The organism is Streptomyces sp. NPDC058457 (assembly GCF_042720695.1).
Classification (GTDB): Bacteria; Actinomycetota; Actinomycetes; order Streptomycetales; family Streptomycetaceae; genus Streptomyces.
Genome location: NZ_JBHXLU010000002.1, coordinates 37,615 through 60,912, shown reverse-complemented (window position 1 = coordinate 60,912; position 23,298 = coordinate 37,615). Strand labels below are relative to the sequence as shown.

The window sequence follows — 23,298 nt, the reverse complement described above, 5'->3', positions numbered from 1 at the left end:
CGGCATGTTGTCACGTCCTCCGAACAAGACCGAATCGGGCCGCCCCTTTGGCACATGCCAGAAATTTCCCCGCCCCACAGACACCGTGACCTGGTGACGCCACCCCTCACCGACCGAGCCGGGTAACAGCCCCGCCCCCCTCATCGACCGAGCCGAAGAGCGGCCTCGCCCCTTCATCGACCGAGCCGAGGAGCGGCCTCGCCTCCTCATCGACCGAACCGAGGGGCGGCCTCACCTCCCCATCGACCGAGCCGGGTGGTGGCCCCGCCTCCTCACCAACCAAGCCGAAGAGCGGCCTCGCCCCTTCATCGACCGAGCCGAGGAGCGGCCTCGCCTCCTCATCGACCGAACCGAGGGGCGGCCTCGCCTCCTCATCGACCGAGTCGGGTGGTGGGTGGGCATGGGTTTCGGGGGTCCAGGGGGCGGAGCCCCCTGGTGGGGTCGAAGGGGCGGAGCCCCTTCACGGTGACCCGTCAACGCCCGTTGAACGCGTCCTTCAGCCGGCTGAACAGCCCTTGCTGACCGGGCTGAAACTGCCCCGTCGGCCGCTCCTCCCCGCGCAGCTTCGCCAGCTCCCTCAGCAACCGCTCCTGCTCAGGATCGAGCTTGGTCGGCGTCGTCACCTCGACGTGGACGATCAGGTCACCCCGCCCGCCGCCACGCAGATGCGTGACACCGCGCCCGTGCAGCGGGATCGACTGCCCGGACTGGGTCCCCGGCCGGATGTCGACCTCCTCCAGCCCGTCCAGCGTCTCCAGCGGCACCTTCGTACCGAGCGACGCCGCCGTCATCGGAATCGTCACCGTGCAGTGCAGATCGTCCCCGCGCCGCTGGAACGTCGAATGCGGCAGCTCGTGGATCTCGACGTACAGGTCACCGGCCGGACCGCCACCCGGTCCCACCTCACCCTCACCGGCGAGCTGGATCCGCGTGCCGTTGTCGACACCGGCCGGGATCTTCACGGTCAGCGTCCGCCGCGACCGCACCCGCCCGTCGCCCGCGCACTCGGGGCACGGCGTCGGCACGACGGTCCCGAAGCCCTGGCACTGCGGGCAGGGCCGCGAGGTCATGACCTGCCCGAGGAAGGACCGCGTCACCTGCGAGACCTCACCACGGCCCCGGCACATGTCACACGTCTGGGCGGAGGTGCCCGGCGCCGCGCCCTCACCGTTACAGGTGTTGCAGACGATCGCCGTGTCGACCTGGATGTCCTTGGTCGTACCGAAGGCCGCCTCGTCGAGCTCGACCTCGATCCGGATCATCGCGTCCTGGCCGCGCCGCGTACGCGACCTCGGCCCGCGCTGCGACGCCGTACCGAAGAACGCGTCCATGATGTCCGAGAAGTTCCCGAACCCACCGGCCCCGAAGCCGCCCGCGCCCGCGCCGCCGCTCTGCGACAGCGGATCCCCGCCGAGGTCGTAGACCTGCTTCTTCTGCGGGTCCGACAGAACCTCGTAAGCGGCGTTGATCTCCTTGAACCGCTCCTGGGTCTTCGGGTCCGGGTTGACGTCCGGGTGCAGCTCGCGTGCGAGCCGACGGAAGGCCTTCTTGATCTCTTCCTGCGACGCGTCGCGGCGCACGCCGAGAACGGCGTAGTAGTCCGTGGCCACTTACGACTCCGCCAGGATCTGTCCGACGTACCGTGCCACCGCTCGTACCGCTCCCATCGTTCCCGGGTAATCCATGCGGGTCGGTCCGACCACGCCGAGCTTGGCGACTGCCTCGCCGCCCGAACCGTAGCCGACCGACACCACTGACGTGGAGTTGAGTCCCTCGTAGGCGTTCTCGTGACCGATGCGTACGGTCATGCCCGAATCCCCGGCCTCGCCAAGGAGCTTGAGCAGCACCACGTGCTCCTCCAATGCCTCCAGGACGGGCCGGATCATGAGGGGAAAGTCATGTCCGAAGCGGGTGAGATTGGCGGTGCCGCCGATCATCAACCGCTCCTCGTTCTCCTCGACGAGCGTCTCCAGCAGGGTGGAGAGCACCGCCGAGACCGCACCGCGGTCCTCGGCCTCGAAGGCTTCCGGCAGATCCTCCACCAGCCGGGGCACGTCCGAGAACCGGCGTCCCGCGACCCGGCTGTTCAGCCGCGCCCGCAGATCCGCCAGAGACGTTTCCCCGAAGGGCGCCGGGCAGTCGACCATACGCTGCTCGACCCGCCCGGTGTCGGTGATCAGCACCAGCATGAGCCGGGCCGGAGCCAGCGACAGCAGTTCCACGTGCCGCACGGTCGACCGCGTCAGCGACGGGTACTGCACGACCGCCACCTGCCGCGTCAGCTGTGCCAGCAGCCGAACGGTCCGCGCCACCACGTCGTCGAGATCGACGGCGCCGTCGAGGAAGTTCTGGATGGCCCGCCGCTCGGGCGCGCTCATCGGTTTGACGCCGGCCAGCTTGTCGACGAACAGCCGGTAGCCCTTGTCGGTGGGAATCCGCCCCGCGCTGGTGTGCGGCTGGGCGATGTACCCCTCGTCCTCCAGAGCGGCCATGTCGTTGCGCACGGTCGCCGGGGAGACCCCCAGGTTGTGCCGTTCGGTCAGCGCCTTCGAACCCACCGGCTCCTCGGTGCCGACGTAGTCCTGGACGATGGCGCGCAATACCTGAAGCCTGCGTTCACTCAGCATCCAGCGCCACACCTCCAGAAAGTCGTCCCCGCGGCCTTTCGGGTCCTTCGGGTCTTTCGTCTGGCACTCTGCGAACGCGAGTGCCAGCATCCCCGGCCCAGTGTACGGCCGTGGGGTACTGACTGGGCAAGGTCGGTCAGGACCCATGGCGTTCTACGGCTAGCGTCGCGGCATGACGGTGACTTGGGAAGAGCTGGGCTGGGAGCGGGTGGCCGAAGGGGTCGGCCGGTGCCGGCTGCCGGGCTGGGACTGCACGGCGGGCCTGGTTCTCGGCGCGGGCACGGCCCTGATGGTGGATGCCGGCTCCAGTCTGGCCGAGGGCGCACGGTTGCGCATGGAGGCGCAGGCGCTGGCCGACCGCCGTGTGACCCATCTCGCGCTCACCCATCCGCACTTCGACCACGTCTTCGGCGCGGCCGCCTTCGCGGGCGCGAACCTGTACGCGGCGGTGGGCACCGAGGCCGTCTTCGCGTACGACCGCGAGGCGCTCCGCCTGGACGCGGTCCGCAACGGCCTCCCCTCCCCCGAGGCCGAGGAGGCGGCCGACGCCCTTCCCCGCCCCCGCCGTCTGGTCTCCGGCGAGTGGACCCTCGACCTCGGCGACGGCCGCCAGGCCCTGCTGGCCAACGTGGGTCCCGGCCACACCGCCCACGACCTCGCCGTCCTGGTCCCCGGCGACCCGGAGGTGGTGTTCTGCGGCGACCTGGTGGAGGAGTCCGGCGATCCCCAGGCCGGTCCCGACGCCGTACCGTCCCGCTGGCCGGCGGCCCTGGACCGCCTCCTGTCGCTCGGCGGCGATCGCGCCCTGTACGTACCCGGTCACGGAGCGGTGGTGGACGCGGCGTTCGTACGGGCACAACGCGACGCCCTGGCGGCCCGTTTCGGCGTGTCGCGGTGACCGTGCCCGGGCTTCTCCTATCGTCATCCGAATGCGCCAGTACTCCGCCGACCTGACCCCGCCGTGGAAGCAGCCGAAGCCGGTGCCCGAGGTGGCTGCCGAACCCGGTCTGGTGGTGGAGGAGCCCGGCACCGGCTTCTGCGGCGCGGTGATCCGCTGCGAGGCGGGCACGGTCACCCTGGAGGACCGCTTCGGCAAACACCGCGTCTTCCCGCTGGAGCCGCGCGGCTTCCTCCTGGAGGGCCGGGTGGTCACCCTCGTACGCCCCACGTCGGCCGCCCCCGTACGTCCTTCCCGCACCGCCTCCGGCTCGGTCGCCGTCCCCGGCGCACGCGCGCGTGTCGCCCGCGCGGGCCGCATCTACGTGGAGGGCCGCCACGACGCGGAGCTGGTCGAGAAGGTCTGGGGCGACGACCTGCGCGTCGAGGGCGTGGTGGTGGAGTACCTGGAGGGCGTCGACGACCTCCCCGCCATCGTGGCCGAATTCGCCCCCGGCCCCGACGCCCGCCTCGGTGTCCTCGTCGACCACCTGCTCCCCGGCACCAAGGAGTGGCGCATCGCCCAGTCGGTCACCAGCGACCACGCCCTGGTCGTCGGCCACCCGTACATCGACATCTGGGAGGCGGTGAAACCGTCGTCCCTGGGCATCGACTCCTGGCCCCGCGTCCCGCACGGCCAGGACTGGAAGACGGGTGTGTGCCGGGCCCTCGGCTGGCCCACGGACAACACGGGCGCGGTATGGCAGGCGATCCTCGCGCGCGTGGGCTCCTACAAGGACCTGGAGCCGGAGCTGCTGGGCCGGGTGGAGGAGCTGATCGACTTCGTCACGGGCAGCGGTGGGGCCTGACCCGGCCTGACCCGGGTACCGGCACGGCTTTCCGGGGCCGGCCCCGGTCCGGTCCACTCCGCGGGGTGATCAGTCCACCAGATCCCTGACCACCGCATCCGCCAGCAACCGCCCCCGCAGCGTCAGCACGGCCCGCCCCTCCGCGTACGGACCGGCCTCCAGCAGGCCCTCCCCCAGTGCCCGCCGCGAGGCCTTCAGCCCCTCCTCCTTCAGCAGCTCCAACGGCACCCCCTCGCGCAGCCGCAGCTCCAGCAGGATCCTCTCCACCCGCCGGTCCTCGTCCGTCAGGACCTCACGCCCGGCCCCCGGCGACCGCCCGGACGCCAGCGCCGCCGCGTACGCCCCCGGGTGCTTCACGTTCCACCACCGCACGCCCCCCACGTGCGAGTGCGCCCCGGGCCCCGCGCCCCACCAGTCGGCGCCCCGCCAGTACAGCTCGTTGTGCAGGCAGCGGCCGGCCTCGGACGTGGCCCAGTTGGACACCTCGTACCAGTCGAAGCCCGCCCCCGCCAGCACCGAGTCGGCGATCAGGTAGCGGTCGGCGTGGACGTCGTCGTCGGTCATCGGGACCTCGCCCCGGCGGATCCGGCGGGCGAGCTGGGTGCCCTCCTCGACGATCAGCGCGTACGCCGACACATGGTCGGGACCGGCCCCGATCGCCGCGTCCAGCGAGGCCCGCCAGTCGTCGTCGGCCTCCCCCGGGGTGCCGTAGATCAGGTCGAGGTTCACGTGCTCGAAGCCGGCCGCGCGGGCCTCCGCGACGCACGCCTCGGGCCGCCCCGGGGTGTGCGTGCGGTCCAGGACGCGCAGCACGTGCTGCCGGGCGCTCTGCATGCCGAAGGAGATCCGGTTGAAGCCGCCCTCCCGCAGGGCCGCCAGATACGCGGGGTCGACGGACTCCGGGTTCGCCTCCGTCGTGACCTCCGCGTCGGCCGCGAGCCCGAACTCGTCACGGATCGCGTGCAGCATCCGTACGAGATCGGCGGCGGCCAGCAGCGTCGGCGTACCGCCGCCCACGAACACCGTGCGCACCTCGCGCGGGTCGTCGCCGAGGATCTTCCGCGCCAGCCTGACCTCGTCGATCAGTGTGTCCGCGTAGTTGTCGCGGGAGGCGAGGACACCGCCGGTGCCGCGCAGCTCGGTCGCCGTGTAGGTGTTGAAGTCGCAGTAGCCGCAGCGGGTCGCGCAGTAGGGGACGTGCAGGTAGAACCCGAGAGGGCGGGCGGCGGCACCGGCGAGCGCGGACGCGGGCAGCGCGCCGTCGTCCGGAACCGGCTCACCGTCGGGAAGTGCGGAAGGCATGTCCTCCATTGTCCCGTACGGCGCCGATTCCTCGGCTACCCACTACCTGGCTGCCCAGCTACCCGGCTACCCGGCTGCCCGGCTGCCCGGCTGCCCGGCCTCTCGCCGGCTACTCGGCCTGGAGGACGAGCAGCGCGAGGTCGTCCTCCGGCTGTCCGCCGCCGAACTCGTGGACGAGCCGTCTGATGCGTTCGGCGATCAGATCGGCACTCAGCCCCGCGCAGCCTGCAAGGGCCCGCGCGAGCCCGTCGCCGTCGTCGAACTGGCGGCTGCCGGAGCGGCGCTCGGTGACCCCGTCGGTCACGCACAGCAGGGTGTCGCCGGGCGCGAGCTCGATGGTCTCGCTGGTGTACGTCTCGTCCTCGACGACCCCGAGCAGGGTCTGCGGGCGGGCGGCGGTGCGGACCTCGCCGTCGGGGCCGAGGAGCAGCGGCAGCGGGTGCCCCGCGGAGGCGAGGGTGCAGCGGATGCCGCCGTCGTCGAGGGGGGTGAGCTCGCCGTAGAGGAGGGAGAGGAAACGGGTCTGCGGGCCGTCGCCCGGCGGCATGGGGCGGCCGCCGGCGGCGACCAGGGCTCGGGCGGCGGCGTCGGCGGCCTCGGTGGCGTCGTCGAGGAGGAGCTGGTTGAGCCGGTCGAGGACGTCGGCGACCCGGTACCCCTCGCGGGCGAGGAGCCGCAGCCAGGGCCGGGCGAGGCCGATGACGACGGCGGCCTCGGGGCCCTTGCCCTGGACGTCGCCGACCGCGAAGCACCAGCGGCCGTCGCCGGCCGGGAAGAGGTCGTAGAAGTCGCCGCTGGGGCCGCCCTTGTCACAGGGCTCGTAGACGAGCGCGCTGCGCACGCCCGGGATCTCCGCGACCGCGCCGGGCAGCAGCCCGCGCTGGAGTACGGCGCTGATGGTGGCCTGGCGGGCGTACTGGCGGGCCGCGCCGATGGCGAGGGCGACCCGGCGGCCGAAGTCCTCCACCAGGCCGGTGATCTCGTCGGGGATGCCGTCCGGGCCGGAGCGTCCGATGACGAGCGTGCCGAGCGGGCGGCCGCCCGCGATCAGCCGGTAGGCGAGCGCCGAGCCGAGGGCGCCCTGCGGGCCGAGCGCCGCGCCGGGCCAGGGATACGGCTCGGGCCCGGACCGTAAGCCGTTCTGCGCGCACGGGGGGTCCTTCTCCAGGGCGCGGCGCAGTTCCTCGATGCGGTTCTCGCTGCCGTGCCAGACCCGGGCCAGCCGCGGGCCGCCCGCGCCGGCCGGGTCGCCCCAGCCGCCCCCGCGCCCGGTCGCCTCGTCCTCCAGCCACACCGCGCACCAGTCGGCGAGCCGCGGCACGATCAGCTGGCCGGTGAGCGCGGCCACCAGGTTCTCGTCGAGCTGCCCGGCGAGCAGGTCGGAGGCCTCGGCGAGGAAGGACAGCGCGCCCCGGTTGAGCCAGTCCCGGTCGCGTTCGGGGCGGTGGGAGCATCCTGCGCTCTCCGTCGCGGCCGCGTGCGCGTGTACGTGCCCGTGCCCGTGCGCGTTTGGGGCTGGGGGTGGCTCGGGGGCGAGGATCTCGGCGACCTTCAGCTGCTGTTCGTCGGGGAGCGTGCCGCCGCGGCCGGTCAGCCGGGCCCACACCGACTTCGCGCCGGTGCGGTACGTCACCCCCCAGGACTCGGCCAGCGAGGCGACCAGACGCAGCCCGCGCCCGAACTCCGGTGTCTCGTACGGCGTCTCGCCCGGGTGGTCGCGGGGCGCCCGGGAGGGATGGTGGTCGGTGACCTCGACGACGAACGCCGTCTCCTCCCGCTGCTCCAACCACCAGTCGACCTCGACGTCCGTGCCCGCGTGCACGACGGCGTTGGTGACGAGTTCGCTGACGACGACCATGGCGTCCTCGGCGACCCGCTGCTGCTCCGGGCAGAGAAGTCCGCAGTCGGTCCACTCGTCGAGGCAGGCGCGCACCAGGGCGCGCGCGGATCCGGGCGCGAGGGGGCTTCCGGGCAGGGTCGCGTGCCCCTGCGCGCGCGGGCCCGCGGTGTCGTGCGCGGGCGCCGCGGTGTCGTGCGCGGGCGCCGCGGTGTCGTGCGCGGGCGCCGCGGTGTCGTGCGCGGGCGCCGCGGTGTCGTGCGCGGGCGCCGCGTCGTGCGCAGGCGCCTCACGGACCCGGGAGACGGTCTCCCGTTGCGTGGGTATGGCCCCCATGTCCAGCTCCCCGAGCAGTTCGGACGAATACATCCCGATCGATGCGGACAGAGTGACAGACTGACTGCGCCCATAAGCACCGAGTTACCGAAGTGGGCCGCCATGAGTGAGAACAGTGCTACGCGTGTGCTCGAAGACGGACAGAAACCGGAACAACTCCGAGCATCCGAACTGCGCCCTCTGCTCGCCGCGATGACCGCCGCCCGCGACGGCGACTTCAGCAAAGTCCCGGAGACCGGGATCGCCGGGACCACCGGGGAGGGGATCGTCGCCGAACTCACCGCGGTCTTCAACCAGATCATGGACCGCGGCATTCACTTCAACACCGACCTGCGGCGCGTGAAACGGGAGCTGATGCGCCACGGCCGCCTGGACGAGCGACTGTCGGCGAGCCCCGGCCAGGGCGCCTGGACGTCCCGCGTCAACGACGTCAACCAGGTTCTCGACACCCTGGTCGCACCGGCGGCGAACGCCACCCGCGTGCTGGACGCGGTGGCCGGCGGCGACCTGACCCAGCGGGTCGATCTGCACGACGGCAGCCGGCAGTTGCGCGGCGACCTGCGCCGACTGGCCCGCGCGGTGAACACGATGGTCGACCAGCTGTCCCTGTTCACCGGCGAGGTGACCCGGGTCGCGCGCGAGGTCGGCACCGAGGGGCGGCTCGGCGGCCGGGCCAAGGTGCAGGGGCTGTCGGGGAGCTGGCGGGACGTCACCGAGGCCGTGAACACCATGGCGTCCCGGCTGACCGCGCAGGTCCGTGACATCGCCCTGGTCACGACGGCGGTCGCGCGCGGCGACCTGACCCGCACGGTGACCATCGAGGCGACCGGTGAGCTGCTGGAGCTGAAGCTCACCGTCAACACCATGGTCGACCAGCTGTCCGCGTTCGCCGGCGAGGTGACACGCGTGGCCCGCGAGGTCGGCACGGAGGGCCGGCTGGGCGGCCGCGCCCAGGTGTGGGGGGTTTCCGGCGTCTGGAAGGACCTCACCGACAACGTCAACTTCATGGCGTCGAACCTGACCTCCCAGGTCCGCAACATCGCACAGGTGACGACGGCCGTCGCCAACGGCGACCTCTCGCAGAAGATCATGGTCGACGCGCAGGGCGAGATTCTTGAACTGAAATCAACCATCAACACGATGGTGGACCAGCTGTCCGCGTTCGCCGACGAAGTGACACGCGTGGCCCGCGAGGTCGGCACCGAGGGAAACCTCGGCGGCCGGGCGCAGGTCAGAGGCGTCTCGGGCGTCTGGAAGGACCTGACGGACAACGTCAACTTCATGGCCGACAACCTGACTTCCCAGGTCCGCAACATCGCCCTGGTCTCCACGGCCGTCGCCCAGGGCGACCTCGGCAAGAAGATCACGGTTGAGGCGAAAGGCGAGATTCTTGAACTGAAGTCGACGATCAACACGATGGTGGACCAGCTCTCCGCGTTCGCCGACGAAGTCACCAGGGTCGCGCGCGAGGTCGGCACCGAGGGAAACCTCGGCGGTCAGGCCCAGGTCAGAGGCGTCTCGGGGGTCTGGAAAGAACTGACGGACAACGTCAACTTCATGGCCCTGAACCTGACGTCCCAGGTCCGCAACATCGCCCAGGTGACGACGGCCGTCGCCAACGGCGACCTCTCCAAGAAGATCACCGTCGACGCACGCGGCGAGATCCTCGAACTGAAGGACACCGTCAACACGATGGTGGAACAACTGCGTGCCTTCGCCGACGAGGTGACCCGCGTGGCCCGCGAGGTCGGCACCGACGGCCGGCTGGGCGGCCGCGCCCAGGTGCTCGGCGTCTCCGGGGTCTGGCGGGACCTGACCGACAACGTCAACTACATGGCCGACAACCTCACCTCGCAGGTGCGCAACATCGCCCAGGTGGCGACGGCCGTCGCCCAGGGCGACCTGTCGCGGAAGATCGACGTGGACGCGCGCGGCGAGATCCTGGAACTGAAGACCACCATCAACACGATGGTCGACACCCTGTCCTCGTTCTCCTCCGAGGTGACCCGGGTGGCCCGCGAGGTGGGCTCCGACGGCCGGCTGGGCGGCCAGGCCCGCGTGGAGGGCGTGTACGGCACCTGGAAGCGCCTGACGACCAACGTCAACGAGCTCGCGCTCAACCTCACCACCCAGGTCCGCGCGATCGCCGAGGTCGCCTCGGCCGTGGCACAGGGCGACATGTCCCGCTCGATCACCGTCGAGACCCGCGGCGAGGTCGCCGAGCTGAAGGACAACATCAACCTGATGGTGGCCAACCTGCGCGAGACGACCCGCGCGAAGGACTGGCTGGAGTCCAACCTGGCCCGCCTCGCCGCACTCATGCAGGGCCACCGGGACCTGATGGAGGTCGCCGACCTCATCCTGCGCGAGCTGACCCCGCTGGTGAACGCCCAGTACGGCGCGTTCTTCCTGGCCGACCCGGACGAGGACGGCGCCGCCGTACGCACGGCCGTACCGGCGAAGGGCCTCGCGTTCATCGCCGGCTACGGCTCCGCACAGGGCGCGACGGTCGAGACCGGCGGCCTCCCGGTGCACGGCCTGGTCCGCCAGGCGGCCCGCGAGAAGAAACGGATCCTCGTCGAGGAGACACCGCGGGACTACATCAAAATCAACAGCGGCCTCGGCGAAGCCGCGCCCACGACGATCGTCATCATCCCGATCCTCTTCGAGGACAAACTCCTCGGCATCATCGAACTGGCCTCCTTCTCCCGCTTCTCCGACGTCCACCTCGCGTTCTTCGACCAGTTCGTCAACACCATCGGCGTGGCCATCAACACGATCATCGCCAACTCCCGCACGGAGTCGCTGCTCGGCGAGTCACAACGGCTGGCGATGCAACTCCAGGAACGTTCGGACGAACTTCAGAAACAACAGGCGGAACTGCAGCGCTCGAACGCGGAACTGGAGGAGAAGGCCGCTCTCCTGGCGACCTCCTCCCAGTACAAGTCGGAGTTCCTGGCGAACATGTCCCACGAACTGCGCACTCCGCTGAACTCCTTGTTGATTCTGGCCCGACTGCTGTCCGACAACCCGGACGGCCGTCTCTCCGACCAGGAGGTCCAGTTCGCGACGACGATCCACCGCTCGGGCTCGGACCTGCTCCAGCTCATCAACGACATCCTGGACCTGTCGAAGATCGAGGCCGGCCGGATGGACGTACGCCCCAAACGCCTCCCCCTGATCAAACTGCTCGACTACGTCCACGCGACCTTCCGCCCGCTGACCCTGGACCGGGGCCTGGCCTTCGAGGTGACCGTCGGCGATGACGTACCGCGCGAGATGTACTCGGACGAACAGCGCCTCCAGCAGATCCTGCGCAACCTGCTCTCCAACGCGATCAAGTTCACCGCCAAGGGCCGCGTGGAACTGCGGGTGGGCCGGGTGAAGGACCCCGAGCACCGCTACGTCCGCGACAGCGACGAGGTGATCGCCTTCGAGGTGTCGGACACCGGCATCGGGATCGCCGCCGAGAAACTCCCGGTGATCTTCGAGGCGTTCCAGCAGGCCGACGGCACCACGAACCGCAAGTACGGCGGCACCGGCCTCGGCCTGTCCATCAGCCGGGAGATCGCCGGACTGCTGGGCGGCCGGATCGTCGCCGAGAGCGAACCGGGCAGGGGTTCGACGTTCACGCTGTACGTCCCCGTCGTCAGCCCCGGCCACACGGCCGCCGGCCCGACCCCGCAACACCACACCGGGCCGGCCCTCGGCCCCGCAGCGGCCACCGCCCCCGACCCCGACGACTCCTGGCCGGCCCCGACCAGGCTCGAGGCGTGGCAGACGGGCCGTGCGGGCCGCGTACTCCCCGGCCGCCGCGTCCTGATCATCGACGACGACATCCGCAACGTCTTCGCCCTCACCCACGTCCTCGGCCGCGTCGGCATGCCGGTGCTGTACGCGGAGAACGGCCGGGAGGGCATCGAGACCCTGGAACGCAACCCGGACGTCGAACTCGTCCTGATGGACATCATGATGCCGGAGATGGACGGCCACGAGACCATCGCGGCCATACGCCGCGCCCCCCGCTGGACCGGCCTGCCGATCGTCGCCCTCACCGCGAAGGCGATGCCGGGCGACCGGGAGAAGTCGATCGCACGCGGCGCCAACGACTACGTACCCAAGCCGGTGGACGTCGACCGGCTGCTCACCGTCGTCTGCGCACTCCTGGACCCCGACAGCACGCGGAACGGCGAGACGGCCGACGGCGAAGGGACGGAGCAATGACCGCTGACGAGCGTGCCGGCATCCTCCTGGTCGACGACATGGAGGACAACCTGATAGCGCTGGAAGCCGTTCTGGGGTCGCTGAACGAGCCGATAGTCCGGGCGCGCTCCGGCGAGGAGGCGATGAAGGCCCTGCTGCGCCGCCGCTTCGCCGTGGTCCTCCTCGACATCCGCATGCCGGGCATGGACGGCTTCGAGACAGCCGCGAACATCAAACGCCTCGACCAGACGAAAGACGTCCCGATCATCTTCCTGACGGGAGCGGAGGAGGACGCCGGGTACACGTTCCGGGGCTACGCGACGGGCGCGGCGGACTATCTGACGAAGCCGTTCGATCCGTGGGTACTGCGGGCGAAGGTCAACGTCTTCCTGGAACTGCACCGGAAGAACCAGCAGTTGCAGGAACTGCTGGCCCGTGAACAGGCGGACTTCGGCGAGTTGAGCAAGCGGTTGGCCGTGATGGAGGACCGGTTGTCCGAGGAGCCCGTCGATGTGGCAACGCTGAGGGAAGAGACCAGGGAGCTACGACAACTGTTGAACAAAGCCAGGTCGAACTGATGTGAAGGGGCGCGGGGAACTGCGCGACCAGCCCCCCACGCACCCGCACCCGACGTCGCCCCCCTATGCCTCTCGTGTCCCCGCGTACATCTCGTCAATGAGGTGCTTGTACTCCCGCTCCACAACCGGCCTCTTCAGCTTCAGACTCGGCGTGATCTCCCCGTGCTCCACGTCCAGGTCCCGGGGCAGCAGCCGGAACTTCTTGATGGTCTGCCACCGCTGCAGCCCTTCGTTGAGCTGCTTGACGTACCCGTCGACCATCTCGACGGTCACCGGCGCGGCCACCACCTCGGCGTAGGACTTGCCGTCCAGGCCGTTCTCCTTGGCCCACTCCATGATCGCGACCTCGTCGAGGGCGATCAGGGCGGTGCAGAAGTTCCGGTCGGCACCGTGCACGAGGATGTTGGAGACGTAGGGGCAGACCGCCTTGAACTGTCCCTCGACCTCGGCGGGCGCGATGTACTTGCCGCCGGACGTCTTGATGAGGTCCTTCTTGCGGTCGGTGATCCGCAGATAGCCGTCGGGGGACAGCTCGCCGATGTCACCGGTGTGGAACCAGCCGTCGGCCTCCAGGACCTCCGCCGTCTTCTCGGGCAGCCCGTGGTAGCCCTGCATGATGCCGGGGCCGCGCAGCAGGATCTCCCCGTCGTCGGCGATCCGTACCTCGCAGCCGGGCAGCGGCTTGCCGACCGTACCGGTGCGGTAGGCCTCGCCGGGGTTCACGAAGGAAGCGGCCGAGGACTCCGTCAGGCCGTAGCCCTCCAGGATGTGCACGCCGGCGCCGGCGAAGAAGTAGCCGATCTCGGGCGCCAGCGCGGCCGACCCGGAGACACAGGCCCGCAGCCGCCCGCCGAAAGCTTCCCGCAGTTTGGAGTAGACGAGCCCGTCGGCGACCTTGTGCCTGGCGGCGAGCCCGAACGGCGCGGTCGCGGCACCGGTGCGGCGGAAGTTGTCCTGGGTGACCTTGGCGTACTCGCGGGCGACCTCGGACGCCCACTGGAAGATCTTGTACTTGGCGGCGCCGCCCGCCCGGGCCTTCGCCGCTACGCCGTTGTAGACCTTCTCGAAGATGCGCGGCACGGCGGCCATGTACGTCGGCTGCACGACCGGCAGATTCTCGATGATCTTGTCGACGCGGCCGTCGACGGCGGTGACGTGGCCGACCTCGATCTGCCCGGAGGTGAGCACCTTGCCGAAGACGTGGGCGAGCGGCAGCCACAGGTACTGCACGTCCTCGCTGCTGATCAGCCCGGTCGCGGCGATCGCCTTCGCCATGTACGACCAGTTGTCCTGCGGCAGTCGTACGCCCTTGGGGCGGCCGGTGGTGCCGGAGGTGTAGATGAGGGTGGCGAGCTGGTCCTTGGTGATCGCGCCGACCCGCTCCTTGATCAGCTCGGGGTGCTTCTCCAGGTACCTGGCGCCGCGCTGCTCCAGTTCGGCAAGGGTGATGACCCAGTCGCCGGTCTCGACGCCGGCCGGGTCGATGACGACGACCTGGACGAGCTCGGGCAGCTCGGCGCGCTTCTCGACGGCCTTGGCGACCTGCGCCGCGTCCTCCGCGATCAGCACGCGGCTTTCGGAGTCGGAGAGGATGAACGCCGACTCCTCGGCGTTGGTCTGCGGGTAGACGGTCGTGGTGGCGGCGCCGGCACACAGGATGCCGAGGTCGGCGAGGATCCACTCGACGCGGGTGGAGGCGGCGAGGGCGACCCGCTGCTCGGGCTGGATGCCGAGTTCGATGAGACCGGCCGCGATCGCGTAGACCCGTTCGGCCGCCTGCGCCCAGCTGAGCGACTTCCAGTCGTCCGGGCCCTGACCGGAGGCCGCGGGCACCGGGTAGCGGTAGGCCTCGGCGTCCGGTGTGGCCGCCACGCGATCCAGGAAGAGGGCCGCCACGGACGGCGGTCGGTTCTCGATCAGTGTCTGTGTGTCGGTCACGACATCCTCCGGGGCCCGCGACGGTGCGGCTGGCTCAGTGCGGCTGGGGTTTACTCACGGTGGGGTTCGCGCTGGTTGTTTAACTCGCGAGTAACTATCAAGCAGGGATCAGAGTAAGCCGCGACCGGCCTGTACGTAAGGGGCATCGGCCTGTCTGTTTCGCCGCATGGTCCACGCAGAGCGACGCTACGCGCGCGTAGGGGTCCACCGCACTTTCGTACGGCGGACCCCCGTTGTACCCGATTTGAGCCCGGGACGGATTATTACCCGCGGTTACTTCTTGCTCTTGGCCGATCCCGCGCTGTCATCGCTGGAGAGCACCGCGATGAAGGCCTCCTGCGGAACCTCCACGGAACCCACCATCTTCATCCGCTTCTTGCCTTCCTTCTGCTTCTCCAGCAGCTTCCGCTTACGGGAGATGTCACCGCCGTAGCACTTGGCGAGGACGTCCTTGCGGATGGCGCGGATGGTCTCGCGGGCGATCACCCGGGAGCCGATGGCGGCCTGGATGGGCACCTCGAAGGCCTGCCGCGGAATGAGCTCGCGCAGCTTGGCGACGAGCCGCACGCCGTACGCGTAGGCCGCGTCCTTGTGGGTGATCGCCGAGAACGCGTCGACCTTGTCGCCGTGCAGCAGGATGTCGACCTTGACCAGGCTGGAGGTCTGCTCGCCGGTGGGCTCGTAGTCCAGCGAGGCGTAACCACGGGTCTTCGACTTCAGCTGGTCGAAGAAGTCGAAGACGATCTCCGCGAGGGGCAGCGTGTACCGGATCTCGACCCGGTCCTCGGACAGGTAGTCCATCCCGAGCAGGGTGCCGCGCCGGGTCTGGCACAGTTCCATGATCGAGCCGATGAACTCGGTCGGCGCGAGGATCGTGGCCCGTACGACGGGCTCGTACACCTCGTTGATCTTCCCCTCGGGGAACTCGCTCGGGTTGGTGACCGTGAACTCGGTCCGGTCCTCCATGACCACGCGGTAGACCACGTTCGGCGCGGTGGCGATGAGGTCGAGCCCGAACTCTCGCTCCAGCCGCTCCCGGATCACGTCCAGGTGCAGCAGACCGAGGAAGCCGACACGGAAGCCGAAACCGAGGGCGGCGGAGGTCTCCGGTTCGTAGACGAGCGCGGCGTCGTTGAGCTGGAGCTTGTCGAGGGCCTCGCGCAGCTCGGGGTAGTCGGAGCCGTCCAGCGGATACAGACCGGAGAAGACCATCGGCTTCGGGTCCTTGTAGCCGCCGAGCGCCTCGGTGGCGCCCTTGCTCTGGCTGGTGACGGTGTCACCGACCTTGGACTGCCGGACGTCCTTCACACCCGTGATCAGATAACCCACCTCGCCGACGCCGAGTCCGTCGGCGGACAGCATCTCCGGCGAGTTGGTGCCGATCTCCAGCAGTTCGTGGGTGGCGCCCGTCGACATCATCTTGATGCGCTCGCGCTTGTTGAGCTGGCCGTCGATGACACGGACGTACGTCACGACACCGCGGTAGGAGTCGTAGACCGAGTCGAAGATCATGGCGCGGGCGGGCGCGTCGGCGACGCCGACCGGCGCCGGGATCTCCTTGACGACCTTGTTCAGCAGCGCGTCCACGCCGAGGCCGGTCTTGGCGGAGACCCGCAGCACGTCGTCCGGCTCGCAGCCGACCAGGTTCGCCAGCTCCTCGGCGAACTTCTCCGGCTGCGCGGCCGGCAGGTCGATCTTGTTGAGCACGGGGATGATCGTGAGGTCGTTCTCCATCGCCAGGTAGAGGTTGGCGAGGGTCTGCGCCTCGATGCCCTGGGCGGCGTCGACGAGGAGGACGGTCCCCTCGCAGGCCGCCAGCGACCGCGAGACCTCGTAGGTGAAGTCGACGTGCCCCGGGGTGTCGATCATGTTGAGGATGTGCGTGCTGCCCTGGTCCGGGCCCTCCGTCGGGGCCCAGGGCAGACGCACCGCCTGGGACTTGATCGTGATACCGCGCTCGCGCTCGATGTCCATCCGGTCGAGGTACTGAGCACGCATCTGCCGCTGCTCGACCACACCGGTCAGCTGGAGCATCCGGTCGGCGAGCGTGGACTTGCCGTGGTCGATGTGCGCGATGATGCAGAAATTGCGAATCAGAGCCGGGGCGGTACGGCTCGGCTCGGGCACATTGTTAGGGGTCGCGGGCACGCAGGGTCCTGTCTCTTGAGGCGCCTTATGCCTCGGGTCGGATCGATACGTAGTCTCCATGGTCCCATGGCGGGAGACCCGGGACCGGTTTGGGCCATTGTCCGGCTCGCTGGTAACGTGGGCAGCTGTGTCTCATGCCCTCTCAGCGCGAGGCACAACTTCAAGAAATCATCGGCACGGGACCTTCGCGGCCCCGTACCAGAACCTGAAAAGGCTCATTCGTGGCGAACATCAAGTCCCAGATCAAGCGGATCAAGACCAACGAGAAGGCTCGGCTGCGCAACAAGGCCGTCAAGTCCTCCCTGAAGACCGCGGTCCGCAAGGCCCGTGAGGCCGCTGCCGCGGGTGACGTCGAGAAGGCCACCGAGCTGCAGCGCGCTGCCGCGCGTGCGCTCGACAAGGCCGTCTCGAAGGGCGTCATCCACAAGAACCAGGCCGCCAACAAGAAGTCGGCGCTCGCTTCCAAGGTTGTTTCCCTCAAGGGCTGAACACTTGATTTGACGCCGGTGGGACCCGGGCGGGCCCTCTCTCATCCGCCCCCGACCGGCACCCGAGGATCGACGCGCGGCCTGCGTTCGCCACGCGGGCGTCGATCGACAGCTTGAAACGAAGGCCCCGGCACTCGCCCTTCCCCAGGGCGGACACCGGGGCCTTCGGTATGCCCGGGCGCCTCCCGCGCCCCCCTCTTGCTTGCTACCCCCGGCCTCGTGACCGCGCCGCCCGCGCGATCGTCACGACGGCCTTCTCCAGGGCGTACTCGGGATCGTCCCCGCCGCCCTTCACGCCCGCGTCCGCCTCGGCGACGGCCCGCAGCGCCACCGCGACCCCGTCCGGCGTCCACCCCCGCATCTGCTGCCGTACCCGGTCGATCTTCCACGGCGGCATCCCGAGCTCCCGCGCGAGATCGGCGGGCCGCCCGCCCCGCGCCCCGGCCAGCTTCCCGATCGCCCGTACGCCCTGTGCGAGCGCGCTCGTGATCATCACCGGGGCGACCCCGGTCGCAAGCGACCAGCGCAGCGCCTCCAGCGCTTCCGCGGTACGCCCCTCCACGGCCCGGTCGGCCACGGTGAAGCTCGACGCCTCGGCCCGCCCGGTGTAGTAGCGCCCGACGACGGCCTCGTCGATGGTGCCCTCGACGTCCGCGGCGAGCTGGGTCACAGCCGACGCCAGCTCCCGCAGGTCGCTGCCGATGGCGTCGACGAGCGCCTGACAGGCCTCGGGCGTGGCGGACCGCCCCACCGCCCGGAACTCGCTCCGTACGAACGCGAGCCGGTCGGCCGGCTTGGTCATCTTCGGGCAGGCGACCTCCCGGGCCCCTGCCTTGCGCGCAGCGTCCAGCAGCGCCTTGCCCTTGACCCCGCCCGCGTGCAGCAGCACGAGTGTGATCTCCTCGGCGGGCGCCCCGAGGTACGCCTTCACGTCCTTGACGGTGTCGGCGGACAGATCCTGCGCGTTGCGTACGACCACGACCTTGCGCTCCGCGAAGAGCGAGGGGCTGGTCAGCTCTGCAAGGGTGCCGGGCTGCAACTGGTCGGGGTTCAGGTCCCGTACGTCCGTGTCGGCGTCGGCGGCCCGGGCAGCGGCCACCACCTGCTGCACGGCACGGTCGAGCAGCAGTTCCTCCTGCCCCACGGCCAGCGTCACCGGGGCAAGCAGATCGTCATCAGCACTCTTCTTGGCCATCGCGCCAAGCATCCCACGGCCCACTGACAACGGGCCCGGCCGCACCTTCCCCACCCCCGGCCGCCCGCGCTGCTACGGCTCCTCCCGCCATCCCTCCCACTCCCCCGCGAACTCGTCCAGCTCCGCCGGGTCCAGCCGTCCCTGCTCGTCCGTGAGCAGCACCAGCCACTGCGCGTCCTCCGCGTCGTCCTCCCCCGCCAGCGCGTCCCGCACCACCCGCGGCTCCTCGTCGACCCCGAACCGCTCCCCGAGGGCCTGGGACGCCTCCTCTGCCGCATCGCGGTCCGGCAGCACCAGCACATGTCTCACATCGCTCACGGCCCCATTCTCGGGCACCGCCGACCACCGCGACGAGCAGGACAGGGGCGGAGTGGCCTGCTCAGCCCTTCGGGACGATCTGCACGTCCAGGTCGACGCGGATGCTCGGCCCGACGACCGCGATCCCGCGCGCCAGCATCGTCTGCCAGCTCACCGTGAAGTCGTCGCGGTGGAGTTCGGTGGTGGCCCGGCAGGCGGCTCGCACCTCGCCCTCCATGCCGTTGCCGAGCCCGAGGTACTCCGTGCCGAGAGTGACCGTGCGCGTCACGCCGTGCAGGGACAGCGCCCCGGTGACGGCCCACCTGGTGCCGCCCCTGTGCACGAACCGGTCGCTGTAGAACTCCAGCGTCGGAAACCGCTGCACGTCCAGGAAGTCGGCCGACCGCAGATGGTCGTCGCGCATCCGGACACCCGTGTCGATGGTCGCGGCGTCGATCACGACGTGCATCGCGGACCGCTCCACCTGCTCGGCCATCCGTACCGCGCCCGCGAACGAGTTGAACCGCCCGTGGATCCGGGCCAGTCCGATGTGCCGGGCGGTGAAGCCGATCGAGGAATGCGTCGGCTCGATCTCCCAGTCCCCGGGCGCCGGCAGCTCCGGCGGCCGGGCGACCTGGAGGGTCACGTCACCGAGCGAGGCGAGGCAGTTCTCGCCGACCTGCGCGGTGGCCCGGTACGGCGTGAACCCCTCGGCGGACACCGCCAGCCGGTACTCCCCGGCCGGCACGGTCGTCACGAACGACCCGTAGGGATCCGTGCCCCCGCCGACCACCGTGCGTCCCATGGTGTCGCTGACCGCGAACTCGGCGTTCGTCACCGGTTGGTTGACCGGGTCGAGCACCCGGCAGCTCAGCACCCCGGCGTCGGGCGGAGTCCGCACCGCCGCGAGGGGGCTCGTCCGCTGCACCCGGTTCGTTCGGTTTCCCATCAAGCGGCCGAACATCCTCGCCACCCCTGTACGCCTCGCCACCATCCGTTACCGAAGAAACATTCGATCACTGTTGCGGCTTTCAGGGCAACACGGGCCCACATCGCGGGAATCCGGCGCATGCGCCGGAACTACCCACGAGTAGTATGCTACGCGCCAGTAGAAACATATTCTCCGGTGAAGACCGAATTAGCCGTTCCGGTTTACTTTCCATGGATTTCGCACAGTCGGCACACAGTCGAGCTCGATCCCGAACCGCTCCCGGTAGACCCCGAGCACCTCCTCGTCACGCTCCAACTCCCGTACCTCACGCGCCCCGCCAGCCGCCGTCTCCGTCAACGTCCGCCCGCTGAGCGTGATCCGCCCGCCGTCCTCGGTGACCCGGGAACAGACCAGCGACTGTGTGAAGTGCGACGACGGCGAGGTGCTGTGCCACCACGCCCCGGCCGTGAAGTCCCCGAGCACCCGCGGCCGGACCTCCAGCCGGTACTGCGGCCGCCCGTCGCGCAGCACGTCCAGATCCCCGGCCACCGCGCCGTCCTCGCCCCGTACCCCCGCCGCGTCCGGCCCGGCCGCCGCGATCCGGAACGTTCCGCCGGGATCGGCCTGCTCAGCCCGCTCCGCGAACGCCAGCGGGTAGTGGCTGTGGGCCCCGAACCCCACGTCGGCGAGCCACTCGCCCCTGTCCACCGTCCGCACCCGCAGCGCGAGATGGTCGTACGGGATCCCGAGCCGCTCCTCCGCCCCGTACACCCGCCCCGCCAACGGCGTCACCTCGAAACCGAGCGTGGTCAGCAACACCGAGAAAGCGCCGTTGAGTTCGTAGCAGAACCCGCCCCGGCCCGCGCTCACCACCTTGTCCAGCAGCCGCTTCCCGTCCAGCACTATCTCCTCGCCGAGGTGGATCGACAGGTTCTCGAAAGGCACCGTCCGCAGGTGCCGCAGATGCAGCTCGCGCAGGGCCTCGGCGGTGGGCCGGGCCGGACGGGCGGCTCCGAGCCGGCGGAGGTAGGCGTCGATCTGCGCGGGGTTCACCGAGTCCATGCCCTCAGTCTCGCGCCACGTGCAACTCCCTCGCCTCCCCGCCCGTGCCGCCGCCGGTCACGGCGAGCGCCCCGTCCCGGTCGGTCCGCAGCACCACCGCCCCCACGGCCCGCAGCTCGGCCACCGTGCCCGGTGCCGGATGCCCATAAGGGTTGTCCGCCCCGCACGAGATGAGTGCGACCCGCGGCGCCACCAGCCGCAACAACTGCGGATCCTGATACGCCGACCCGTGATGGGCCACCTTCAGCACGTCCACCCGGCCCAGTCCGGCGGCGGCCGGTGATCTCAGCAGCTCCTGCTGGGCCGGGGGTTCGAGATCCCCGAGCAGCAGCATCCGCAGTCCGGCCGAGCGGACCAGCAGGGCGACACTGGCGTCGTTCGGTCCGTCCGGTTCAGGGGCCGGGTCCGGGGGCGGCCACAGCACCCGCCAGTCCAGCGGCCCGGCCCTGCGCCGCTCCCCGGCGACCGCCCGCGTGACCGGGACACGGTGCTCGGCGGCCTGCCGCCTGACGAACTCCGCCTGGTCCGCGGGTTCCTCGAAACCGGTCGTCTCGATCTGCGCCACCTCACGCCCGCGCAGCACCCCGGGCAGCCCCGCCACGTGGTCGGCGTGGAAGTGGGTGAGGATCACGAGCGGGATCCGGGTGATGCCGAGTTCCCGAAGGCATTGGTCGACCAGCGCCGGATCGGGCCCGGCGTCCACCACCACTCCGGTGCCCGCGCCCGCCGCGAGCACGGTCGCGTCGCCCTGCCCGACGTCGCACATCGCCAGCCGCCAGCCGGGCGGCGGCCAGCCCGTGATCACCCGGGTCAGCGGCGCCGGCCGTACCACCAACAGCACGAGCAGCACTCCCAGCGCCCCGCACCACCACGGATGCCGCAGCAACCGCCGCCCCAGCAGTACGACGACCACCGTCACCCCGGCCAGCAGCAGCGCCCCCGCCCAGCTCCCGGGCCAGTCCACGCCCGCACCCGGCAGCCCGGCCCCGGCCCGGGCGATCCCCGCGATCCACCCGGCCGGCCAACCGGCGCACCACGCCAGCACCTTGGCCACCGGCATCGACACCGGAGCCGCCACAAGCGCCCCGAACCCCAGGACCGTGGCCGGCGCGACCGCGATCTCCGCCAGCAGATTGCAGGGCACCGCCACCAGGCTCACCCGGGCCGACAGCACCGAGACCACCGGCCCGCACACCGCCTGCGCCGCCGCGGCCGCCGCCAGTCCCTCGGCCAGCCGCTCCGGCACCCCGCGCCGCCGCAGCGCCTCGCCCCACCCGGGCGCCAGCATCAGCAGCGAACCGGTGGCCAGCACCGACAGCAGGAAGCCGTAACTGCGGGCCAGCCACGGGTCGTAGAGCACCAGCAGCAGAACCGCCGTCGCCAGTGCCGGGACCAGGGACCTGCGGCGACCGGTCGCCAGGGCGAGCAGGGCGACCGCGCCGCAGGCCGCGGCCCGCAGCACGCTCGGGTCCGGCCGGCACACCACGACGAAGGCGAGCGTGAGCGCCGACGCGAACAGCGCGGTCGCCCGCAGCGACAGCCCGAGGCGCGGAGCCAGCCCCCGGCGCTCGGTCTGCTGAGCCAGTCCCGGCGGTCCGACGAGCAGGGCGAGCAGGATGGTGAGGTTGCTGCCCGACACCGCGAGGGTGTGCGCGAGGTCGGTCGCCTCGAACGCCTCGTCCAGTTCCGGGGTGATCCGTGAGGTGTCCCCGACGACCAGCCCGGGCAGCAGCGCCCGCGCGTCCTCGGGCAGCCCGTCGGTCGCCTCCCGCAACCCGGCCCGCAACCGCCCGGCCAGCCGCTGCGGCCCGCTCGGCTCCCCCACCACCATCGGCGCGGGTCGGTCCCGCACCCGCAGCATCGCCGCGACCCGGTCCCCGCCGGCCGTGGCCGGCGCCAGCCGCCCGCTCACCCGCAGCCGCGTGGAGGGCAGCAGCCCGAGCCACCGCGCCCGGCCACCACCACCGGGCGCCCGCACCCCCGTGTCCACGACCACCAGTACCGGGGAACGCGTCGTCATCGCGGTCCCGTCAGCCTTCTCCACCCGCCGCACCTCGCCACGCACCAGCACGGCGGCCTGGGTGGCGTGGTCCCCTCGCACGCGTGGCCTGGCGGCCCACGGGTCGCCCGTGAGCTCCACCTCCGCGCTCACGGTGGCGTACTCGCGGGCCAGCGCGGGAACCGGTCCTCGGCGTACGTCCGCCCCGTGCAGCCCCGCGGAGGCGGCGGCCCCGGCGACGCAGAGGAGCAGCGCGCCGGCCGAGGCCTGCCGCCAGGCCGGCCGGGCGGACCCGGTTGCGGCTCCGGTTACGGCTCCGGCTCCGGTTACGGCTCCGGCTCCGGCGGTCACCGCCCCCGGCCGGGGGCGCGTCCGGCCGAGCCGCAGCAGGATCACCCCGGCGACCAGGCAGACGACGGCGGTACCGGCCGTCCACCCGGCCGGTGCGTCCAGTGCCAGCGCCGCCGTCGCCCAGACGGCCAGCGCGGGCGGCACCAGCCGCAGGTCGGCCCGCGCGTCCTGCCGGGCGTGCGCGGTTCCGAGCCGCTCCCCCGGGCCGACGTGCACGCCCCGGTGTCCGACCACGGGGCCCGAGGCCGCACCGTCGGTCAT

Annotated in this window: 16 protein-coding genes; 5 read left to right on the top strand and 11 right to left on the bottom strand. The window is 71.0% G+C overall.

Translation table 11 applies throughout. From position 1 onward, the window contains the following. Positions 1–473 precede the first annotated feature (473 nt). Positions 474–1,610 carry a molecular chaperone DnaJ gene (dnaJ, locus tag ACFWPS_RS02165; RefSeq protein WP_217549614.1) on the bottom strand — a complete coding sequence of 379 codons (1,137 nt, stop codon included), beginning with the start codon at positions 1,608–1,610 and terminating at the stop codon, positions 474–476. Further along, positions 1,611–2,627, bottom strand: a complete 1,017-nt coding sequence (gene hrcA / locus ACFWPS_RS02160) for a heat-inducible transcriptional repressor HrcA (protein ID WP_383699892.1) — start codon at positions 2,625–2,627, stop codon at positions 1,611–1,613. It abuts the gene before it with no gap. A gap of 172 nt (positions 2,628–2,799) precedes the next feature. On the opposite strand from hrcA, the gene ACFWPS_RS02155 reads away from it, so the two are divergent. Both ACFWPS_RS02155 and ACFWPS_RS02150 read left to right on the top strand, forming a co-directional pair. Beyond that, complete coding sequence (locus tag ACFWPS_RS02155) at positions 2,800–3,525, top strand: MBL fold metallo-hydrolase (RefSeq protein WP_383699890.1); 726 nt, start codon at positions 2,800–2,802, stop codon at positions 3,523–3,525. A gap of 31 nt (positions 3,526–3,556) precedes the next feature. Beyond that, positions 3,557–4,372 (top strand): DUF3097 domain-containing protein, encoded by an 816-nt coding sequence (locus ACFWPS_RS02150; RefSeq protein WP_383699888.1) that lies wholly within the window; start codon positions 3,557–3,559, stop codon positions 4,370–4,372. A gap of 69 nt (positions 4,373–4,441) precedes the next feature. Here the strand turns inward: ACFWPS_RS02150 and hemW are convergent, their stop codons facing one another. Then, positions 4,442–5,674 (bottom strand): radical SAM family heme chaperone HemW, encoded by a 1,233-nt coding sequence (gene hemW, locus ACFWPS_RS02145; protein WP_383699886.1) that lies wholly within the window; start codon positions 5,672–5,674, stop codon positions 4,442–4,444. A 109-nt stretch (positions 5,675–5,783) separates the two neighbouring features. Beyond that, on the bottom strand, positions 5,784–7,847 hold the full coding sequence (locus tag ACFWPS_RS02140; RefSeq protein ID WP_383699884.1) for a SpoIIE family protein phosphatase: 2,064 nt from the start codon (positions 7,845–7,847) through the stop codon (positions 5,784–5,786). Positions 7,848–7,949: 102 nt separating this feature from the next. On the opposite strand from ACFWPS_RS02140, the gene ACFWPS_RS02135 reads away from it, so the two are divergent. After that, entirely contained in the window at positions 7,950–12,071 is a 4,122-nt protein-coding gene (locus ACFWPS_RS02135) for a HAMP domain-containing protein (protein WP_383699882.1), read from the top strand. Then, positions 12,068–12,628: a two-component system response regulator gene (locus ACFWPS_RS02130; protein WP_383699880.1), complete on the top strand. Its 561-nt coding sequence runs from the start codon at positions 12,068–12,070 to the stop codon at positions 12,626–12,628. The genes ACFWPS_RS02135 and ACFWPS_RS02130 overlap by 4 nt, the downstream gene beginning before the upstream one ends. 63 nt (positions 12,629–12,691) lie before the next feature. Here the strand turns inward: ACFWPS_RS02130 and ACFWPS_RS02125 are convergent, their stop codons facing one another. Both ACFWPS_RS02125 and lepA read right to left on the bottom strand, forming a co-directional pair. Continuing rightward, the gene (locus tag ACFWPS_RS02125) at positions 12,692–14,566 is read right to left on the bottom strand and encodes an AMP-dependent synthetase/ligase (protein WP_383699878.1); all 1,875 of its coding nucleotides are present in this window, start codon (positions 14,564–14,566) and stop codon (positions 12,692–12,694) included. A gap of 273 nt (positions 14,567–14,839) precedes the next feature. Further along, the gene (lepA, locus tag ACFWPS_RS02120; RefSeq protein ID WP_383699876.1) at positions 14,840–16,714 is read right to left on the bottom strand and encodes a translation elongation factor 4; all 1,875 of its coding nucleotides are present in this window, start codon (positions 16,712–16,714) and stop codon (positions 14,840–14,842) included. 221 nt (positions 16,715–16,935) lie between these two features. Here lepA and rpsT point away from each other — a divergent pair, with 221 nt between their 5' ends. Further along, positions 16,936–17,202: a 30S ribosomal protein S20 gene (gene rpsT / locus ACFWPS_RS02115; protein ID WP_383699874.1), complete on the top strand. Its 267-nt coding sequence runs from the start codon at positions 16,936–16,938 to the stop codon at positions 17,200–17,202. Between the two features lie 205 nt (positions 17,203–17,407). On the opposite strand, the gene holA is transcribed toward rpsT, so the two are convergent. From holA to ACFWPS_RS02090, 5 genes are all read right to left on the bottom strand, one after another. After that, complete coding sequence (gene holA / locus ACFWPS_RS02110; protein WP_383699872.1) at positions 17,408–18,397, bottom strand: DNA polymerase III subunit delta; 990 nt, start codon at positions 18,395–18,397, stop codon at positions 17,408–17,410. A 72-nt stretch (positions 18,398–18,469) separates the two neighbouring features. After that, on the bottom strand, positions 18,470–18,715 hold the full coding sequence (locus ACFWPS_RS02105) for a hypothetical protein (protein ID WP_383699870.1): 246 nt from the start codon (positions 18,713–18,715) through the stop codon (positions 18,470–18,472). Positions 18,716–18,776: 61 nt separating this feature from the next. Then, positions 18,777–19,658, bottom strand: a complete 882-nt coding sequence (locus ACFWPS_RS02100) for a YceI family protein (protein WP_383699868.1) — start codon at positions 19,656–19,658, stop codon at positions 18,777–18,779. A 174-nt stretch (positions 19,659–19,832) separates the two neighbouring features. Then, the gene (locus tag ACFWPS_RS02095; RefSeq protein WP_383700420.1) at positions 19,833–20,678 is read right to left on the bottom strand and encodes an arylamine N-acetyltransferase; all 846 of its coding nucleotides are present in this window, start codon (positions 20,676–20,678) and stop codon (positions 19,833–19,835) included. A gap of 13 nt (positions 20,679–20,691) precedes the next feature. After that, entirely contained in the window at positions 20,692–23,298 is a 2,607-nt protein-coding gene (locus ACFWPS_RS02090) for a ComEC/Rec2 family competence protein (RefSeq protein ID WP_383699866.1), read from the bottom strand.